This is a genomic window from Streptomyces sp. NPDC030183, assembly GCF_055573455.1.
Map to the genome: position 1 here is coordinate 87,117 of NZ_JBVIBK010000022.1, position 18,541 is coordinate 105,657.

General features: G+C 72.9%; 16 protein-coding genes and 1 pseudogene. 12 read left to right on the forward strand and 5 right to left on the reverse strand.

Features of this window, described 5'->3' with window-relative positions; genetic code table 11:
* Positions 1–65 precede the first annotated feature (65 nt).
* A complete protein-coding gene (locus ACZ4Z2_RS25795; RefSeq protein WP_468079041.1) occupies positions 66–1,514 on the reverse strand; it encodes an MFS transporter in 1,449 nt (482 codons plus the stop codon).
* A gap of 241 nt (positions 1,515–1,755) precedes the next feature.
* Between ACZ4Z2_RS25795 and ACZ4Z2_RS25800 the strand changes: the two genes are divergently transcribed.
* A complete protein-coding gene (locus ACZ4Z2_RS25800; RefSeq protein WP_468079043.1) occupies positions 1,756–2,640 on the forward strand; it encodes a helix-turn-helix transcriptional regulator in 885 nt (294 codons plus the stop codon).
* 99 nt (positions 2,641–2,739) lie between these two features.
* Here the strand turns inward: ACZ4Z2_RS25800 and ACZ4Z2_RS25805 are convergent, their stop codons facing one another.
* Entirely contained in the window at positions 2,740–3,750 is a 1,011-nt protein-coding gene (locus ACZ4Z2_RS25805) for a Gfo/Idh/MocA family protein (protein WP_468079044.1), read from the reverse strand.
* 344 nt (positions 3,751–4,094) lie between these two features.
* Between ACZ4Z2_RS25805 and ACZ4Z2_RS25810 the strand changes: the two genes are divergently transcribed.
* Positions 4,095–5,123 (forward strand): LacI family DNA-binding transcriptional regulator, encoded by a 1,029-nt coding sequence (locus tag ACZ4Z2_RS25810; protein WP_468079046.1) that lies wholly within the window; start codon positions 4,095–4,097, stop codon positions 5,121–5,123.
* Between the two features lie 32 nt (positions 5,124–5,155).
* On the opposite strand, the gene ACZ4Z2_RS25815 is transcribed toward ACZ4Z2_RS25810, so the two are convergent.
* Positions 5,156–6,118: a GlxA family transcriptional regulator gene (locus ACZ4Z2_RS25815; RefSeq protein ID WP_468079048.1), complete on the reverse strand. Its 963-nt coding sequence runs from the start codon at positions 6,116–6,118 to the stop codon at positions 5,156–5,158.
* Positions 6,119–6,243: 125 nt separating this feature from the next.
* Between ACZ4Z2_RS25815 and ACZ4Z2_RS25820 the strand changes: the two genes are divergently transcribed.
* Positions 6,244–7,176 (forward strand): NADP-dependent oxidoreductase, encoded by a 933-nt coding sequence (locus ACZ4Z2_RS25820; RefSeq protein ID WP_468079161.1) that lies wholly within the window; start codon positions 6,244–6,246, stop codon positions 7,174–7,176.
* 25 nt (positions 7,177–7,201) lie between these two features.
* Here the strand turns inward: ACZ4Z2_RS25820 and ACZ4Z2_RS25825 are convergent, their stop codons facing one another.
* The gene (locus ACZ4Z2_RS25825; RefSeq protein WP_468079050.1) at positions 7,202–8,020 is read right to left on the reverse strand and encodes a CDP-alcohol phosphatidyltransferase family protein; all 819 of its coding nucleotides are present in this window, start codon (positions 8,018–8,020) and stop codon (positions 7,202–7,204) included.
* A gap of 108 nt (positions 8,021–8,128) precedes the next feature.
* Between ACZ4Z2_RS25825 and ACZ4Z2_RS25830 the strand changes: the two genes are divergently transcribed.
* The 5 genes from ACZ4Z2_RS25830 (at position 8,129) to ACZ4Z2_RS25850 (ending at position 13,544) form a co-directional block, all read left to right on the forward strand.
* Positions 8,129–9,109, forward strand: a complete 981-nt coding sequence (locus tag ACZ4Z2_RS25830) for a zinc-dependent alcohol dehydrogenase (protein WP_468079052.1) — start codon at positions 8,129–8,131, stop codon at positions 9,107–9,109.
* A gap of 166 nt (positions 9,110–9,275) precedes the next feature.
* Positions 9,276–9,674: a 6-pyruvoyl trahydropterin synthase family protein gene (locus ACZ4Z2_RS25835; RefSeq protein ID WP_055519615.1), complete on the forward strand. Its 399-nt coding sequence runs from the start codon at positions 9,276–9,278 to the stop codon at positions 9,672–9,674.
* Positions 9,671–10,912, forward strand: a complete 1,242-nt coding sequence (locus ACZ4Z2_RS25840; RefSeq protein ID WP_468079054.1) for a glycosyltransferase family 4 protein — start codon at positions 9,671–9,673, stop codon at positions 10,910–10,912. The genes ACZ4Z2_RS25835 and ACZ4Z2_RS25840 overlap by 4 nt, the downstream gene beginning before the upstream one ends.
* A gap of 179 nt (positions 10,913–11,091) precedes the next feature.
* Positions 11,092–11,958, forward strand: a complete 867-nt coding sequence (locus ACZ4Z2_RS25845; RefSeq protein WP_468079162.1) for a class I SAM-dependent methyltransferase — start codon at positions 11,092–11,094, stop codon at positions 11,956–11,958.
* Positions 11,959–12,188: 230 nt separating this feature from the next.
* Positions 12,189–13,544 carry a lysylphosphatidylglycerol synthase transmembrane domain-containing protein gene (locus ACZ4Z2_RS25850; protein ID WP_468079056.1) on the forward strand — a complete coding sequence of 452 codons (1,356 nt, stop codon included), beginning with the start codon at positions 12,189–12,191 and terminating at the stop codon, positions 13,542–13,544.
* On the opposite strand, the gene ACZ4Z2_RS25855 is transcribed toward ACZ4Z2_RS25850, so the two are convergent.
* On the reverse strand, positions 13,427–14,209 hold the full coding sequence (locus ACZ4Z2_RS25855; RefSeq protein ID WP_468079058.1) for a creatininase family protein: 783 nt from the start codon (positions 14,207–14,209) through the stop codon (positions 13,427–13,429). The genes ACZ4Z2_RS25850 and ACZ4Z2_RS25855 overlap by 118 nt on opposite strands.
* A gap of 78 nt (positions 14,210–14,287) precedes the next feature.
* Between ACZ4Z2_RS25855 and ribA the strand changes: the two genes are divergently transcribed.
* From ribA to ACZ4Z2_RS25875, 4 genes and pseudogenes are all read left to right on the forward strand, one after another.
* A complete protein-coding gene (ribA, locus tag ACZ4Z2_RS25860) occupies positions 14,288–14,947 on the forward strand; it encodes a GTP cyclohydrolase II (RefSeq protein WP_468079060.1) in 660 nt (219 codons plus the stop codon).
* Between the two features lie 206 nt (positions 14,948–15,153).
* Positions 15,154–16,317 (forward strand): annotated as a pseudogene (locus tag ACZ4Z2_RS25865) (NAD(P)/FAD-dependent oxidoreductase); the annotation flags it as partial.
* The gene (locus ACZ4Z2_RS25870; RefSeq protein ID WP_468079062.1) at positions 16,314–17,357 is read left to right on the forward strand and encodes a saccharopine dehydrogenase; all 1,044 of its coding nucleotides are present in this window, start codon (positions 16,314–16,316) and stop codon (positions 17,355–17,357) included. The pseudogene ACZ4Z2_RS25865 and the gene ACZ4Z2_RS25870, both read left to right, overlap by 4 nt.
* 4 nt (positions 17,358–17,361) lie before the next feature.
* Complete coding sequence (locus ACZ4Z2_RS25875) at positions 17,362–18,519, forward strand: saccharopine dehydrogenase family protein (protein ID WP_468079064.1); 1,158 nt, start codon at positions 17,362–17,364, stop codon at positions 18,517–18,519.
* The last annotated feature ends 22 nt before the right edge of the window (positions 18,520–18,541 follow it).

Below are 18,541 nucleotides of genomic sequence, written 5' to 3' on the forward strand. Positions count from 1 at the left end.
GACGTACGGAGGTGGGGGCCGGCAGGTCGGCGTCCGGCGGCCCGTACGGCCCGTACGGCCCGTCGTCAGTGCGTACTCGAACGGGCGCCGCGCAAGAACAGGGCGCTGGTGAGGGTGCCGAGGAGCACGATGGCGGCGTTCACCGCGATCGCGACCTTCAGACCGCCGAGGACGGCCGAGGCTCCGGCGCCGGTCATGGCGGCGGTGGCGACGGCGCTCATGATCGGCGTGCCCATGGTGATGCCGACCTGCTGGGTCATCGTGGCGAGGCCGGTGGCCAGGCCCTGTTCGTGATCGGCGAGCCCCGAGGTGGCGGTGACCATGAAGCCCACGATGACGAGCATGTTGCCGACCCCGCCCGCGAAGGTGCCGATCAGCAGCAGCCACATCCACGAGCGGTCGTCGCCGAGGCCGAGCAGCGCGGCCGTGCAGACGGTCTGCAGAAGGCCGCCGGTGATCAGTGTGGACTTGCTGCCGACGCGTCCGATGACCTTCGGGGCGATGGTGCCGCCCACGACGGTTCCGATGCCGAGCACGCCGAAGGACAGACCGGCGGCGAGCGCGGAGAGACCGAGCACTTCCTGGAGGTAGAGGGTCAGCAGGAAGACCAGGGACGTCTCGGTGAGGAACGCGATCAGGCCGGCGATGTTGCCCCAGGCCACCGACCGCTTGCCGAGCACACCGAGCGGCACGAGTGGCGCGGACACCTCGCGCTCGACGGCGTAGAACACCAGAAGCAGGGCCACACCCACGGCCAGCGACACCAGGGCCTCGGACGACCCCCACCCCTTCTCGCCCGCCTGGGTCAGCCCGAAGACGATGGCCAGCAGGCCGAGCGTGACGCTGACGGCGCCGGGCAGATCCAGCTTGGGACGCTCGTCCGGGCGGGACTCCTTGATGACCGTCGGGGCGATGAACAGCACGGCGAGGGCGACAGGCACATTGATGAAGAACGCCCACCGCCACGACAGCAGGTCGGTCAGCAGGCCGCCGAGGACGGCGCCGGTGGTGAACCCGGCCGACATCAGCGCCCCATTGAGGCCGAGCGCCTTCTCGCGCAGCGGCCCCTCCGGGAACGAGGTCGTCAGCAGCGACAGTCCCGCCGGGGTGACGGCGGCGGTGGCCAGGCCCTGGAAGACGCGGGCCGCGATCAGTACCTCGGGGTTCTGCGCCAGGCCGCCCACGAGCGAGGCCGCGCCCAGGACGACGAGGCCGCCGAGGAACAGCCGGCGGCGGCCGAACAGGTCCGCGACGCGGCCGAACAGCAGGGTGAAGCCCGCCGCGCACAGTGCGAACGACGTGGCGATCCACTGCAGATGCGCCAGTGAGAAGCCCAGACCCTCACCGATCACCGGCAGCGCCACGTTCAGGATGGAGAAGTCCACGGCCAGCATGAACTGGGCCGCGAGCAACAGCACCAGCACCAACCGAAGCCGGGGGGTGAGCGCGGCCGGGGCTGTATCGGTGGCGGTGCCGGAGACGGTACCGGCCGCCTCCGCATCAGTGACAGACATGACGTCGAGTCCCTTTCCTCACGTTTCCTGACACCCGGCGCGCACTCGGTCGCGTCACGCGCGGTTACGGAAGAAGAGGCTCGTCGACCCCCGGATTCCCAGCCAGCACCCTGTCCCGCACAGCCGGCGCGAGGGTAGTCATCACATGACCACCCTTACGGCCTCCGGCCGCCGGGACGGCCGGGCATGATGGGAAGTCAGTGGCCACGGCCTGTCGCACACCGCCGACCTGGAGGCATGGATGGACGGCCCGTCCGAGCTGGGAGACTTCCTCAAGTCGCGCCGCGCCGCGCTGCGCCCCGAGGACGTCGGCATCAACCCGCACCCGGCTCGCCGCCGCGTCAGTGGTCTGCGCCGCGAGGAGTTGGCGACGCTCGCCGGCGTGAGCATCACCCACTACACCCGTCTTGAACAGGGCCGTGCCACCAACGCCTCCGACGGCGTGCTGGAGGCGATCGCGCGTACGCTGCGCCTCTCCGACGACGAGACGGCCCATCTGAAGGACCTCGCCCGCCCCGCCGCCGCTTCGTCCCGGCCGGCTCCGCCCCGACTCGCCCATGCCGGCGCCTCGACCCGGCAGTTGCTGGCGGCCATGAGTGACGTGCCGGCCCTCGTCCTGGACCGGCGCAACGACGTTCTCGCCTGGAACCGGATGGGGCACGCGCTGCTCGCCGGACACCTGGCGCCCGAGAGCCCCGACACTCCGGCCACCCGTCCCAACCTGACCCGGATGCTCTTCCTGGACGAGCAGTACCAGGAGTTGTTCACGAACTGGAACGAGGAGGCCCAACTCGGTGTCGCCTCCCTGCGCCTGGTCGCCGGCCGCCACCCCCACGACCGCGGTCTCGCGGAACTCGTCGGCCGGCTCACCATGAACAGCGACGAGTTCGCCTCCCGCTGGGCACGGCACCCGGTACGCACCTGCACCTCAGGGGTGAAACACCTGCGTCATCCGCAAGTCGGCGCGATGGACCTCAGCTTCGAGAACCTTGTCATCCCCGGCGCTTCCGGCCAACGCCTCATCGCCTACACGGCGGAGCCCGGCTCGCCGTCGGAGGCGGCGCTGCGGCTCCTCGGTAGCGTGACGGCCCCGGTGGCACCGGACCCGACGGCCGCACGGAGCTGAAGCGCCGCCGGACCCGCCGCCGGGCGGATGCCCGCCTCCCTCAGGCGCTGCGCGCTCAGCCTGCCCCTACCAGGCCCTTCCCCCGCCGGGCCCGGCGTGTCACGAGGCGTTCTTGCGGACCTCCTCCAGCTGGATCGGGCGGCCTTCGGCGACCGACAGGGTGCATGCCTCGGCGATCCAGCTGGCCTCGATCGCGTCGGCAACCGTGCAGGGGGAGGGGCGGGTGCCCGCGACGACCTCGGTGAACGCGGTCAGTTCGGCGCGGTACGCCGGGGCGAAGCGGTCCATGAAGAAGTTGTGCGGCGGACCGGCGGGGAAGGTCACGCCCGGCTCCGCCGAGCGCAGCGGGAGCTGGCCGTCGAGGCCCGCCGCGATGCTGTCCTTCATGCCGTGCACCTCCAGGCGCACGTCGTACCCGCGGGCGTTGTGGCGGGTGTTGGAGATGACGCCGATCGTGCCGTCGTCGAACGTGAGCAGCGAGGACGCCGTGTCGACGTCACCCGCCTCCTTGATGTACTCCGCGCCCTTGTTGCCGCCCGTCGCGTACACCTCCACGACCTCGCGGCCCGTCACCCAGCGCACGATGTCGAAGTCGTGCACCGCGCAGTCCCGGAAGATGCCGCCCGACACCGCCACGTACGCCGCCGGCGGCGGGGCCGGGTCCAGCGTCGTCGACCGTACGGTGTGCAGCGCGCCCAGTTCACCGCTGAGCACCGCCTCACGGGCGGTCACACAGCCCGCGTCGAAGCGGCGGTTGTAGCCGATCTGGACCTCGATGCCGCTGTCCCGGACGGCGCGCAGCACGGTGAGGCTGTCCTCGACCGTCTTCGCCACCGGCTTCTCGCAGAACACCGGGATGCCCGCCTCGACGGCGGCGAGGATCAGTCCGGGGTGCGCGTCCGTCGCCGCCGTGATCACGACTCCGTCGATCCCGGAGGCGAACACCGCCTCCGGGGAGTCGGCGACCGTGGCGCCGAACTTCTCCGCCGCCGCGGTCGCCGCCGCGGCCACCGGGTCGGAGACCACCAGCTCCTCCACGACGTCCAGCCCGGCCAGTGTGCCGGCGTGGAAGGCGCCGATGCGGCCCAGTCCCAGGATGCCAATGCGCATGATCGAGTGTCCCTTTCGGAGGTGCGGGGAGATGAGGGAGAAGGGGAGGAGAAGGCATAGGGGAGGAGAAGGGTACGTGCGGGTCAGTGGGTCGGTCCGTGGCGCCCACCACGTTCTGGTCCCAGCCGATCCGTGAACCGGTGACCACACCGCTGTGAGGGCGACGACACCGGGACCGTCGAGCCCGCGGCGGTGAGGGCCATGCCGGGTCCTTTCCCTGATCCGGTCCGGTCGGGCGGGCCTTTCGTCGCGCCGCCGTCTCTGTCAGTCTTGGGCCCGGACCACCCTCATTCAACCCTCAGCAGCCCCTCAAAAACCCCTCATTCACAGCCGGGAAAGCAGCCATGGGACACCCCTACACGATCCGTGAGATCGCCCGTCAGGCCGGGCTGAGCCTGGCCACGGTCGACCGGGTCCTCAACGGCCGCGGCGGGGTGCGGGAGAGCACCGCCCGCGAGGTCGAGCAGGCGATCAAGGACCTGGACCGGCAGCGGACGCAGGTGCGGATCGGCGGCCGTACGTTCATGGTCGACATCGTGATGCAGTCGCCGGACCGGTTCTCGACGGCCGTCCGGGAAGCCCTGGAGGCCGAACTGCCGTCCCTGCACCCGGCGGTCGTACGCTCCCGCTTCCACTTCCGGGAGACCGGGCCCGCCTCGGAGATGGTCCGGATGCTCGACCGGATCGGGCGGCGCGGCTCGCAGGGCGTGATCCTCAAGGCCCCCGACGTCCCCGAGGTCACCGCCGCCATCGAACGGCTGGTCGCGGCCGGCGTCCCCGTGGTCACCCTGGCGACGGACCTGCCGAGCAGCCCGCGCAGCGCCTACGTCGGCATCGACAACCGGGCCGCCGGGGCGACCGCCGCGTATCTGGTCCGGCAGTGGCTCGGCGACCGGCCCGGCGCCGTCCTGGTGACGATCAGCCGGGGCTTCTACCGCAACGAGGAGGAGCGCGAGATGGGGTTCCGGGCGGCGATGCGGGCCGTGGAACCGGCCCGGCGGCTCGTCGAGGTCACCGACAGCGACGGTCTCGACGCCACCCAGCGGGACCTGGTCCGTGACGCCCTGGAGCGGGAGCCGGACCTCGCCGCCGTCTACTCCATCGGCGGCGGCAACACCGCGACGCTCGACGCGTTCGCCGCCGCGGGCCGGGAGCCGCACGTCTTCGTGGCGCACGACCTGGACCACGACAACACCCGGCTGCTGCGGGCCGGCCGGCTGTCCGCCGTGCTCCACCACGACCTCCGCCAGGACCTGCGCCGCGCGTGCCAGACCATCATGCGCGCCCACCAGGCCCTCCCGGACGAGGGCCCGTCCCTGCCCTCGGCGATCCAGGTGGTCACCCCGTACAACATGCCGCCGGGCAACGGATAGCCGACGGGGCCGGGCAGATCCGGGCGGGGCCCTCAGACGCCGGTCCGGAACGTGCGCCGGTACGCCAGCGGGGACACCCCGATCGCCGCGTGCAGATGCTGACGCAGGGACGTGCCGGTGGCGAAGCCGACATGGCCGGCGATCTCGTCGACCGGCAGGTCCGTGGACTCCAGGAGGTGCCGGGCGCGGGCGATCCGCTGCTGGACGAGCCAGCGGCCGGGGCTCATGCCGACCTCGTCGTTGAAGCGGCGGGCGAAGGTGCGCAGGCTCATCCGGGCGTGCTGGGCGAGGTCCGTCAGCGTGAGCGGGGAGTCGAGGCGTTCGAGCGCCCAGGCGCGGGTGGCGGCCGTACCGCTCGCCGGGTCCTGGGGGAGCGGCTGCTCGATGTACTGGGCCTGGCCGCCCTCCCGCCACGGCGGCACCACGCACCGCCGGGCCACCCGGTTGGCGACCTCGCTGCCGTGGTCCTTGCGCACCAGGTGCAGACACATGTCGATGCCGGACGCGGCGCCCGCCGAGGTGAGGATGTCGCCGTCGTCCACGAACAGCACGTCCGGGTCCAGGTCGACCTTCGGGAAGTGCTGACGGAACGTCTCCGCGAGCGCCCAGTGCGTGGTCGCGGGCCGGCCGTCCAGCAGCCCGGCCGCCGCGAGCACGAAGGCGCCGGTGCAGATCGACACCAGCCGGGTGCCGGGGCGGATCCGCCCGAGCGCCGCCGCCAACGGGTCGGGAAGCTCGGACGACAGCAGTCCGAGGGCCGCGGGGAACGGCCCGAACGAGGCGATGATCACGGTGTCGGCGGTGTCCAGCACCTCGGGGCCGTGGTCCACGGAGATCGTGAAGTCGGCGGCCGACCGCACCGGCCGGCCGTCGGCGGTGCAGGTCAGGACCTCGTACAGGCCGTCGGTCGAGCCGAAGATACGGCTCGGCATGCCGAGTTCGAAGGGGTAGACCCGGTCGGGCGCCAGGACCACCACACGGTGCGGGGACGTCATACGGCCCAGTCTGCCACGACGCATGGCACGATCCCATCGAATGATGACCATCGTGCCATTGCCGGGGCGTCCGCCTCCCACGGAGGCTGGACGCCATGACGGAAACGAACGCGAACCACGGCACCATGCGTGCCGTCAGCCAGGACGACTTCGGCGGGCCGGAGGTACTGAAGGAGGTCGCACGGCCGCGCCCCGTGCCGGGCCTCAGCGAGATCCTCGTCCGCGTCCACGCGGCCGGTGTGAACCCGACCGACTGGAAGAACCGCGCCCAGGGGCTGTGGGTGCCGGACCCCCTGCCCGTACTGGGCTGGGACGTCTCCGGGGTGGTCGAGGCGGTGGGACTCGGGGTCACCCTGTTCAAGCCGGGCGACGAGGTCTTCGGCATGCTGCCCTACCCGCACGGGGCGGGCGCCTACGCCGAGTACGTCACGGGACCGGCCCGGGCCTTCGCCCTCAAGCCGGCGAACATCGACCATGTCGAGGGCGGCGCGCTGCCGCTGGCCGCGCTCACCGCGTACCAGGCGCTCGTGGACACCGCCGGTGTGCGACCCGGTCAGCGGGTGCTGATCCACGCGGCCGCCGGGGGAGTGGGGCACCTCGCCGTGCAGATCGCCAAGGCCAGGGGCGCGTACGTCATCGGTACGGCCAGCGCCGGCAAGCACGACCTGCTGCGCGAACTGGGCGCCGACGAACTGATCGACTACCGGACCGAGGACTTCGCCGAGCGGGTGAAGGACGTCGACGTGGTCCTGGACACCCTGGCCGGGGACGTCCGCACCCGTTCCCTGGACGTCCTGCGTCCGGGGGGCACGCTCGTCACCATCCTGCCGGTCGGTTTCGAGGACGACGCGAGGAAGGCCGCCGAGCTGGGGGTGCGACTCGCAGTACTGCTGGTCGAGGCCGACCGGGCGGGGATGCGGGCCATCGCCGACCTCGTCGCGGAGGGGAAGCTGCGCGCCCGAGTCGACGCCACCTTCCCGCTCGCCGAGGCGGGCAAGGCGCACGCCCACGGGGAGACCGGCCGGACCACCGGGAAGATCGTCCTCACGGTGGACTGAGCCCGGTCGCCGGGCGCACCCGGCGTCAGCTCGACACCAGCTCGGCCGCGCGGCGCTGCGCGGCGGCCTCCACGGTCACGGCCACGGTCACCGGCTCCGGCACGGTCACCGTGGCCGTCGCCGTGCGCCCGCCCTCGCGGTTGCGGTACAGCCAGGCGATGTCCCGCCCGAACGACCAGACCAGCGAACCCAGCGCCACCGCGGCGACGGCGAAGTTCCCCGCGTAGGGCAGCAGTCCGGAGGCGGCGACCAGCAGGAAGACACCCTGGACCGCGGCGACCGTCTTGCGGGCCATGCTGTGCGGGAGAGCACCGTTCAGCCACGGCAGGGCCCGGGCGGCGGCGACGAAGCCGTACCGCATCAGGCCGATCAGCAGCACCCACGGGCCGAGCGACATCGACACGTACACGCTCAGCACGAGGATCAGGAACGCGTCGACCTCCATGTCGAAGCGGGCGCCCAGTTCGGTCGACGTGCCGGTGCGGCGGGCCACCTTGCCGTCGACGCCGTCGAGTATCAGGGCCACGGCGGTCAGACCGACGAACAGCGAGACCGGCGGCGAGCTCTGGAAGGAGTCGGCGACCAGCGCGGTGACGGCGCCGACCAGGACGGCCCGGCCGAGCGTGACCCGGTTCGCGGGGCCGAAGGAGCGGGGCCGGGTGCGCAGCAGCGCGCGGTTGAGCACCGCCCACGTGGCGAACGCGAACGCCAGCCCGGTCAGCCAGCCCGCGGGGCCCAGTCCGATCGCCGTACCCAGGAAGGCGAGGAGCAGCAGCTGGGCGCCCGCGCCCACCGCAGTCTCAGAGAGCACCAGCCGGCCGTCGTAAGTGTTGTTCAGGGCCACCGCAAACCTTCCGAACGTGTGTGGAAGAGTCGATCATCGCCGCGTACCGTTCCGCGACGTCCACCGCTGCGTACGTGGAGAACCGCCCGACCGTTCACGGAGACCCATATGAAACACACAGCCCGCGCCTTCTGGCTCAGCGCCCCGGGACAGGGCGAGATCCGCGAGGAGCGCCTCGCCGCCCCGGCCGAGGGCGAGGTGCTCGTCCGCGCGCTGTACACGGGGGTCAGCCGGGGCACGGAGACGCTCGTGTTCAGCGGTCGCGTACCCGAGAACCAGCACGCGACCATGCGCGCGCCCTTCCAGGAAGGAGACTTCCCGGCACCGGTGAAGTACGGCTACCTCAGCGTCGGCCGGGTCGAAGAAGGGCCGGACGCACTGGTCGGCAGGAACGTGTTCTGCCTGTATCCGCACCAGAGCCGCTACGTCGTCCCGACCCATGCCGTCACCGTCGTGCCGGAGTCCGTTCCCGCGGCCCGTGCCGTCCTCGCCGGAACCGTCGAGACCGCCGTCAACGCGCTGTGGGACGCCGCGCCCCTCGTCGGCGACCGCATCGCCGTCGTCGGCGGCGGCATGGTCGGCTGCTCGGTCGCCGCCCTCCTCGCCCGCTACCCCGGCGTACGGGTCCAGCTCGTCGACGCCGACCCCGCGCGCGCCGACATCGCCCGCGCCCTCGGCGTGGACTTCGCGCTGCCCGGCGACGCGCTCGGGGAGTGCGACCTCGTCGTGCACGCCAGCGCCAGCGAACAGGGCCTCGTCACCTCGCTCGGGCTGCTCGCCGCCGAGGGCACCGTCATCGAACTCAGCTGGTACGGCGACCGCCGGATCGCCCTGCCGCTCGGCGAGGCGTTCCACTCACGCCGGCTCACCATCCGCAGCAGCCAGGTCGGCACCGTCTCCCCGGCCGGGCGCCCCGGCCGTACCTACGCCGACCGGTTGGCGCTCGCCCTCGAACTCCTCGCCGACGCGCGCTTCGACGCGCTCGTCACGGGGGAGTGTGCCTTCGACGAACTCCCGGACGTGCTGCCGCGGCTCGCGAGCGGAGAGCTGCCGGGGCTCTGCCATCGGGTACGGTACGCCGCCGAGTGACCCGCTGACCGGTCAGCGCAGCCGCCCCACCCGCCCCTGAACTGCCCCGACGGAACGCTGACCTCCAAGAAACCGGAAAACTCGGCTGAACAACGGGTAGGGAGCAGCCGTACTACACGGCATGCCCCGGCCCGGGGGCAGACGTACCGCACTGGAGGGTCGTCCGTTGTTCAGCATCACCGTCCGCGATCACATCATGATCGCCCACAGCTTCCGCGGGGAGGTCTTCGGACCCGCGCAGCGCCTGCACGGCGCCACCTTCCTCGTGGACGCCACCTTCCGGCGCGCCGAGCTGGACGACGACAACATCGTCGTAGACATCGGGCTGGCCACGCAGGAGCTGGGCGCCGTGGTGAGCGAGTTGAACTACCGCAACCTCGACAACGAGCCCGACTTCGCGAACACCAACACCTCGACGGAGTTCCTCGCCAAGGTGATCGCGGACCGGCTCGCCGAGCGGATCCACAAGGGCGCCATGGGCGAGAACGCCAAGGGCATCGCGGGCATCACGGTCACCCTGCACGAATCGCACATCGCCTGGGCGAGTTACGAGCGTGCCCTGTGACCGACACGACCATCGAACGGGCGGACCTCGGCACCGCCCCCCAGGCGGGCGGTGCCGCCCAGGCGAACGGGGGAGAGCAAGTGAGGCTCGACTACGTGCCCGTGCAGAACGCGGCCCTGAAGAACGCCGCGATCGTGCCCATGTCGCTGCGCTCCGTGCACTTCGTGATGCCGGGCGGCGTCGACGACCTGGCCCGCCCCAGCGGCGGCAACGCCTACGACCGCCGGATCTGCCTCGATCTGCCCGGCTTCGGCTGGCAGGTGCACCAGCACGCGCTGCACGGCAGCTGGCCGCGCCCCGGCGCCGAGGCCCGCGCCGAACTCGCGCGCACCCTGCGCGAGTTCCCCGACGGCACGGTCGTCCTCCTGGACGGCCTCGTCGCCTGCGGTGTCCCCGAGATCGTCCTCCCCGAGGCCGAACGCCTCTGCCTGGCCGTCCTGGTGCATCTGCCGCTCGGCGACGAGACCGGCCTGGAGCCCGATGTGGCCGCCGACCTCGACGCCAAGGAGCGCACGACCCTGCGGGGCGTGTCCGCAGTGATCGCCACCAGTGACTGGGCGGTCCGCCGGCTGGTCTCCCACCACGGCCTCGCCCCCGAGCGGGTCCATGTCGCCGCCCCCGGCGCCGACATCGCCCCCCTCGCCTCCGGCACCGACGGCGTCTCCCGGCTGCTGTGCGTCGCCGCGGTCACCCCCCGCAAGGGGCAGCACCGGCTGGTCGAGGCCCTCGCGACCGTCACCGACCTGCCGTGGAGCTGCGTCCTGGTCGGCGGCATCGACCAGGACCCCGAGTACGTCGACCACATCCGGGGCCTCGTCGCCAAGTTCGGCCTGGAGGACCGGCTGCACCTCGCCGGACCGCAGGCGGGCGCCGAACTCGACGCCAGCTACGCCTCCGCCGACCTGATGGTCCTCACCTCGTACGCCGAGACCTACGGCATGGCGGTCACCGAGGCCCTCGCCAGAGGGATCCCCGTACTGGCCACGGACGTCGGCGGCCTCCCGGAGGCCGTCGGCCGCGCCCCCGACGGCGGCGTGCCCGGCATCCTCGTCCCGCCGGAGAACCCCGCGGCCATCGCGTCGGAGCTGCGCGGCTGGTTCGGGGAGGCCGACGTACGGCGCCGGCTGAAGGCCGCGGCACGCGGGCGCCGCGCCGCGCTCGACGGCTGGGCGACCACGGCCCGCAGCCTCGCCCACGTCCTGGGACGACTGCGCCACGAACCCCGGAGGGCCGCATGACCACGTCAGCCTCAGCCGAAACGGCCACCACGACGACGGCGCCGGGGGGTTCCGCGGGCCCGGGCTCGGCCTCGGGCGCCACGCTCTCCGCCGGTACGCCGGCCCCCGCGGGCGGTGCGGCCGCCGCGGAGGCCGCGTCCGTGCTCGCCGCGGCCTCGGCCTCCGGCGCGGCGCTCAGCATGGCGGGGCGGGGCGGGGACACTCCGGCAGCCGAGGGGCACCAGTACGCGCCCCAGTGGCTGGAGTTGCGGGAGAGCGCCGATGCCGCCGCGCGTGCGGTGGATCTCCTCGACCCGCTGCGCATACGTCTCGCGAACCTGCCCCGCCGGGCCACCGGGCTGGTCGTCCACGACCTCGGCTGCGGCACCGGCTCGATGGGCCGCTGGCTCGCGCCCCGGCTCGACGGCGCCCAGCAGTGGGTCCTGCACGACCAGGACCCCGCCCTGCTGCGGCTGGCCATCGAGCGGGCCCCTCGCGCGGCCGCCGACGGCAGCCCCGTCACCGTCACCACCCGGCGCGGTGACATCGGGCGGCTCACGGCCGCCGACCTGGCGGGCGCCTGCCTCGTCACCGCCTCCGCGCTGCTCGACGTCCTCACCCGCGAGGAGATCGAGACGCTCGCCGGGGCCTGCGCGGACGCCGGGGTCCCCGCGCTGCTGACCCTCTCCGTCGTCGGCCGCGCCGACCTCGTACCGGCCCACCCCATGGACCAGGAGATCGCCGAGGCGTTCAACGCCCACCAGCGCGCGAGCGAGCTGCTCGGCCCCGACGCGATCACCGTGGCCTGCGAGGCGTTCGCCCAGCGGGGTGCCACGGTCCGGGTCCACCCGAGCCCCTGGCAGCTCGACGACCGGCACATCGCCCTCACCGAGGAGTGGCTGCGCGGCTGGGTCGGCGCTGCCTGCGAACAGCGCCCCGAACTCACCGGGCGCGCCGACGCCTACCTCCGCGACCGTCTGGCGGCCTGCGCGGCGGGCGACTTGCGCGTCACCCTCCACCACAGCGACCTCCTGGCGCTGCCCCGGCCGACGGGCGGCACCTCATGACGGCGCCGGCGGACACGTACCCGCAGGGGGGCGAGCGACGGGTCCGCGTACGGCCGAAGGGCGTGCGGGTGCGGGTGCGGGCGAGCGCTCCCTCGCCTCGGGCGCGCATGCGCACGACGGCGCCCCTCACGCTCCCGCGCCAGCGCCAGTCGGCCGAGCCCCGCCCGTCGGCGTCGCCGATCGCCGCCGACCCGGAAACACACCGGCCCACCCCACACACCGGCCCGGCGATGACCCAGCCGGCGCCGGCCTCGACGGTGTCCGGCCCGGCCGTGTCGGCCCCGACCGCCCGTCGCCCCTCGGTGGCCCCGGTGCGGGCTCCCCGTGCCTCTTCGGCGCCGCTGTTGGGCCACGCCCTCGCGACACGGGCGCCCGCCGAACCGTTCGACGGCCACCGGGCCGAGGCCGACCACCGGGCCGAGACCGACCACCGGGCCGAGGCTGACGTCCCACCCCGCGTCACGGCATCGCGCGCGCTGCCGGGCGGCGGCGTCCCGGCCGATTCCCACCCCCGGCTCGCCGGCAAGGCGCTCCGCGCCCTGCGGGCCCACTTCGGCAGCATCGCCGGAACGGTCATTCTCGTGGTCGTCGTCTGGCGGCTCGGGACCGGCGTGTTCGTGGACGGGCTGCGGCGGATCGACGGCGGGACGCTCGCCGCGGCCGTGGGGATCGGCGCGCTGACGACCGTGTTCAGCGCCTGGCGCTGGTGCGCGGTGACGAGCGCGCTGGGCATCCGGCTGCCGCTCGGCCCGGCCGTCGCGGACTACTACCGGGCACTGTTCCTCAACGCGGCGCTCCCGGGCGGTGTCCTGGGCGATGTGCACCGGGCCGTCCGGCACGGGCAGAGCTCCGGGGACATGGGGCGCGGCGTACGCGCGGTGGTGATCGAGCGGACGGCGGGTCAGCTGGTGCTGGCCGCCGTGGGGGTGGCGGTCCTGCTGACCATGCCCTCCCCGGTGCTGGAGCAGACCCGTCACGCGGTGGGCGTGCTGACGCTCGTCACCCTGGGCGCGGCCGCCGTCTGGGCGGCGCTGCGGATGGGCCGCAGCCCGCGTCCCGAGCGCGGCCGGTCCGGGCGGGTGCGCGCCGCCCTCACCGAGGCGCGCGGCGCGCTGCTGAACCGCGGCAGCGGCCCGGCGGTGCTCATCTCCTCGGTGGTGGTGCTGGCCGGGTACGTGGCGATGTTCCTGCTCTCCGCGCGCGTGGCGGGCTCCGCGGCGTCCTGGGCGGACCTGGTGCCGCTCGCGCTGCTGGCCCTGATCGCCATGAGCCTGCCGCTGAACGTCGGCGGCTGGGGCCCCCGGGAGGGCGTCACCGCCTGGTCGTTCGGCGCGGCCGGTCTGGGCGCCTCCCAGGGCCTGACCGTGGCCGTCGTCTACGGCGTGCTCAGCTTCGCGGCGGCACTGCCGGGAGCCCTCGTCCTCGGAGGACGCTGGTACGGCTCGCTGAGGGCGCGCCGCCGGCGCCGTCAGTCCGTGACCACGGAGAAGTACGCACCGAAGGACTCGACGAACCCCTCCAGCAACTCCTTCCCCTTCGTGGCGGACGCCAACGAAGGACGGCCGATCACACCGGAATCGGTGTAGGCCGACATACCGAGGGAGAGGAGATGACGGCGGTCGTCGGCAAGGAAATCGGTGGTCTCGTGACCGGGCCGGACCAATTCCGGATGGCAGTGCAGAAGTATGGAGGTCTCAATTTCTCCCGCATGCATATCACTGAGCAACGAGGTCTCGACACCCGCCCGTTCACGGGCGGCCTCCCAGTCCTCCATCGCCGGGAAAAGCGCCATTCGATGTCCCAACGCGGTCGATTCCTGGACGACATTGCCCAGAACATAATTCCCGCCGTGACCGTTCACCACGACCAGTGCCTCGACGCCCGACCGGCGCAGGGATTCGGCGATATCGCGGATCACGGCGTGCAGGGTCGTCGCGGAAATGCTCACCGTGCCCGGCCAGCCGGCGTGCTCGTGGGAGCAGGCGATGGTCACGGGCGGCAGGAGGTGCACCGGATAGGCGGCGGCTATCTCCCGCGCTATGGCGCACGCCACCAGCGTGTCCGTGGCCAGCGGCAGATACGGGCCGTGCTGCTCGAAGCTGCCGACCGGAAGCACCGCCACCTGCCGGCCGGCGCCCGCGCCGCGCTCCCGGACGTCCGCGGTGGTGTCGGCGGGCAGCAGACCGTATACCGTCGACTGCTGTCCCCGTCCCTCCTGCCGCGCACCGGTCTCCGCTCCCGAACTGCTCATCTTTTCCCGGCCTTTCGTCTCTGCTGATGCTCCGTCATTTTCGCATGACGTCAGGACTCACCAGATAGGAACCAGATCATGACAGAAAATGTTGGCGTACTCGGCGCTCAGGCCCAGTCCTCCGGTGCCGTCCGCGTGGTCAATGCACCGCTGCCCACGACGTACGGCGACTTCGAGGCCGTAGGCTATCTCGACCAGGATCGCGGCGAGGAACAAGTGGCGCTGGTGTACGGCGACATCAGCGGCGGCGAGAAGATACTCATCCGGCTGCACTCCGAGTGCCTGACCGGTGACGCGTTCGGCTCCCAGCACTGCGAATGCGGTGAGCAGCTCGACAGCGCACTGCGCGCCATCGTCGCCGAGGGCCGCGGTATTCTCGTCTACCTCCGCGGCCACGAGGGCCGCGGCATCGGACTGCTCGCCAAACTCCAGGCCATGAAGCTCCAGGCCGAGGGCCTGGACACCGTCGAGGCGAACATCGCCCTCGGCCTGCCGGTGGACGCCCGCGACTACCGGGTGGCCGCCGAGATGCTGCACGACCTCGGGGTACGGTCCGTGCGGCTGATGTCGAACAACCCGCGCAAGCGGGAGGCGCTGCTGCGCCACGGCATCCAGGTCGCCGAGCAGGTGCCCCTGCTGATCACGCCCTGCGAGGACAACATCACCTACCTGCGCACCAAGCGGGAGCGGCTGGACCACTACCTGCCCCACCTGGACGCCGCGGTCCGCTCCTCCTGAGCGCGTCCCACGCGCGTTCCCGCAGGTCGCACGGGGTCGCGCGGCGGCCGTCACCGGTTCGTCCGACACCGGCCGCCGCGCCCGCCGTAACGTTCCGGCGGTCCGGTGCGCACGAGGCGCCCCGCGGCCGACTCCGCTGCCGTACCGCATGAACGTTCGCCTGTGGTGGAAGACCTGACTCCGTCGGGCGTACCGACCACGACCGGACGAAGGGAGCCGCGTACGTGATCCGCAGCGCACGGGTCGTCGTCATAGGCGGCGGTGTCATCGGCACGAGCATCGCCTACCATCTGGCCGCCGCCGGAGTGGAGGACGTCGTCCTCGTCGAACGCGACGAACTCGCCTCCGGTTCCACCGCACGGGCCGCCGGCGGCGTACGCGCACAGTTCTCCGACGAACTGAACATCCAGCTCGGTGCCCGCAGCCTGGAGGCGTTCGGCCGCTTCGGACAGGACCTGGGCCATGACATCGGCCTGCACCGGGTCGGTTACCTCTTCCTGCTGTCCACCCCCGACGAGGTCGCCCAGTTCGAAGCCGGCGTCCAACTGCAGAACGACCTGGGCGTGCCCAGCCGCCTGATCGACCCCGCCGAGGCCCAGCGGCTCTCCCCGCTGATCACCACCGACGGCCTGCTCGCCGCCGCGTTCTCGCCCGACGACGGGCACTGCACCCCCGAGTCCGTGGTCCACGGCTACGCGGCGGGCGCCCGCCGCCACGGCGCGACCGTGCTGCGCAACTGCGAGGTCCTCGGCATCGAGACCTGGCGGGACACCATCACCGCCGTGGTCACGAGCAAGGGCCGCATCGTCACCGACACCGTGGTGTGCGCGGCCGGCGCCTGGTCCCGGTCCGTGGGCGCCATGGTCGGCGTGGACCTCCCGGTGGAGCCGCTGCGCCGCCAGATCGCCGTCACCGAACCCGTGCCCGGCCTGCCGCCCGGCCTGCCCATGACGATCGACTTCACCAGCAGCCTCTACTTCCACAGCGAGGGCCCCGGCCTCCTCGTCGGCATGTCCGACCCCGACGAGCGGCCTGGCTTCGCCACCGCCACGCACGACCGCTGGATCCCCCGCCTCCACGCCGCCATGGAACACCGGGCGCCCGCCCTGCTCGACCTGCGCCGCACGGGCGGCTGGGCGGGCCTGTACGAGATCACACCGGACCACAACGCCCTGATCGGCGAGGCCGGTTCATGCTCCCGCTTCCTCTACGCCACCGGGTTCTCCGGCCACGGATTCCTCCAGGGCCCGGCGGTCGGCGAGGTGGTCCGCGACCTGTACCTCGGCCGCGTACCCTTCGTCGACATCAGCCCCTTGAGCGTCGACCGCTTCACGGCCGACGCGTTGCGCCCGGAGGCCAACCTCGTATGACCGCTCGCCACTTGTGGCTTCGCCACGAGACCCGTACCACCGAACGCCGCACCCCGATCGTCCCGTCCGACGCCCGGCGGCTCGTCGAGAGCGGCGTACGGATCACCGTCGAGGACTCCCCGCAGCGGATCTTCCCGACGGAGGCGTACGAGGAGGCCGGCTGCCGGGTCGCCGCCCCGGGCAGCTGGCCGTCGGCCCCCTCCGACGCGGTGATCGTGGGCCTGAAGGAACTCCCCGACGAGCCCGCGGAACTGACCCACCGGCACGTCTTCTTCGGGCACGCCTACAAGGGACAGCCCGGCGCCGAGGCGTTGCTGCGCAGGTTCGCCGCCGGGGGCGGGGCTCTGCTCGACCTGGAGTACCTGGTCGACGACCAGGGCCGCAGGCTCGCCGCGTTCGGCTTCTGGGCGGGCTACCTCGGCGCGGCCCTCGCGGTGCTGCACCACCGGGGCGGGCTCGAGACGCCGCTGGTGCCCCTGGCCAAGGAGGAGATGGAGGCCCGGCTGCGCGCTTCCGAGGGCGACCTCACCGCGCTGGTGATCGGCGCCCTGGGCCGCAGCGGGCGCGGGGCGCGGGCCGCGCTCGACGAGGCCGGGGTGAAGCCCACCTGCTGGGACGTGGCCGAGACCCGCGACCTCGACAAGGACGCCCTCCTCGCCCACGACCTGATGGTCAACACCGTGCTGACGACGAGCCCGGTGCCGCCGTTCCTCACGGACAAGGACCTCGACGAACCGGACCGCCGGCTGCGCACCCTCGCCGATGTCACCGTCGACGTCGGCTCCCCCATGAACGTCCTGCCGGTCTACGACACCACCACCGACTGGGACCACCCGGTCCGGCGCCTGCGCGAGCGCCCGCCGCTCGACCTGATCGCGATCGACAACCTGCCCTCCCTGCTGCCCCGGGAGGCGAGCACCGACTTCTCCGCCGCGCTGCTGCCGCAGCTGCTGGACTTCGGCACCGGCGGCGCGTGGGGCCGCTGCCTGGACCGGTTCCGCCGGGCGTCCCACGAACTCGGCCTGACGACAAGGGAGTAGCCGGATGACTGATGACGCGGTCGCCGCGAGCGGCACCGTCCACTGGGTCGGTGCCGGCCTCTCCACGGGCAGCGGCCTGGCGAAGGTGTGCGACACCGCCGCCCGGGTCCGGCTGTGGCACCGCACCGAGGAGCGCGCCGAGGGGGCCCTGGCCGCCCTCGGTCTCACGGGCCGCGCCGAGCCCCGCGCGTACACGCTCGCGGCGCTCGCGGCCGAGCTGGCCCCCGGCGACGTGGTCGTCTCGATGCTCCCGGCCCCGGAGCACGCGCCGCTGCTCGGGGCCTGCGTCGAGGCACGGGCCCACTTCGCCTGCTCCAGCTATGTGTCGGACGCGGTCCTGGAGCTGGCGCCGGCCGCCGGGGCGGCGGGGGTCACCGTCCTCACCGAGGCGGGCCTCGACCCGGGCATCGACCACCTCTTCGCGCACAGCCTGATCGCCCGGGCGACCGAGGCGATCGGGCCGGAGACGGCAGCCTCGTACACCCTGACCTCGTACTGTGGTGGTGTCCCGGCGGTGCCGAACGACTTCCGGTACCGCTTCAGCTGGGCGCCCGCCGGTGTGCTGAACGCCCTGCGCGCACCGGCCCGCTCCATCGAGGACGGCACGGAGACGACGGTCGAGCGCCCCTGGCGGGCGACCCGTCCGTATGTCGTCGACGGTGAGACCTTCGAGGCGTACCCCAATCGCGACAGCGTGCCCTTCGTCGCCCAGTACGGTCTCCCGCCGGCGTGGAAACCGCGCACGTTCGTCCGCGGCACGCTCCGCCTCGACGGCTGGCTCACCGCGTGGGCCCCGGTCTTCGCGGAACTGGAACGCGGCGACGACGCCCGCATCGCCGCCCTGGCCGGTGAACTCGCCGCCCGGTACCCAATGAGGGAGGCCGACCGGGACCGTGTCGTCCTGGCCGTCACCCTCGACGTCGACGCCGGTTCCGGTGACCGCTGGTCGGGCCGCTACCTCCTCGACGTGACCGGCACGGCGGAGGAGAGCGCCATGGCCCGCTGCGTCTCCCGCCCCCTGGCCCTCGGAGTCACCCACCTCCTCGACGCCTCGCTGCCCCCGGGCCTCCTCCGCGCGGCGGAGACGGCGGAACGCTCGGAGTCATGGCTCAGAGAACTGGCGCAGGACGGGGTGGAGTTCGCGTTGCGGGTGGGGAACTGAGGGGTGGGGGCGGTGTCATGGC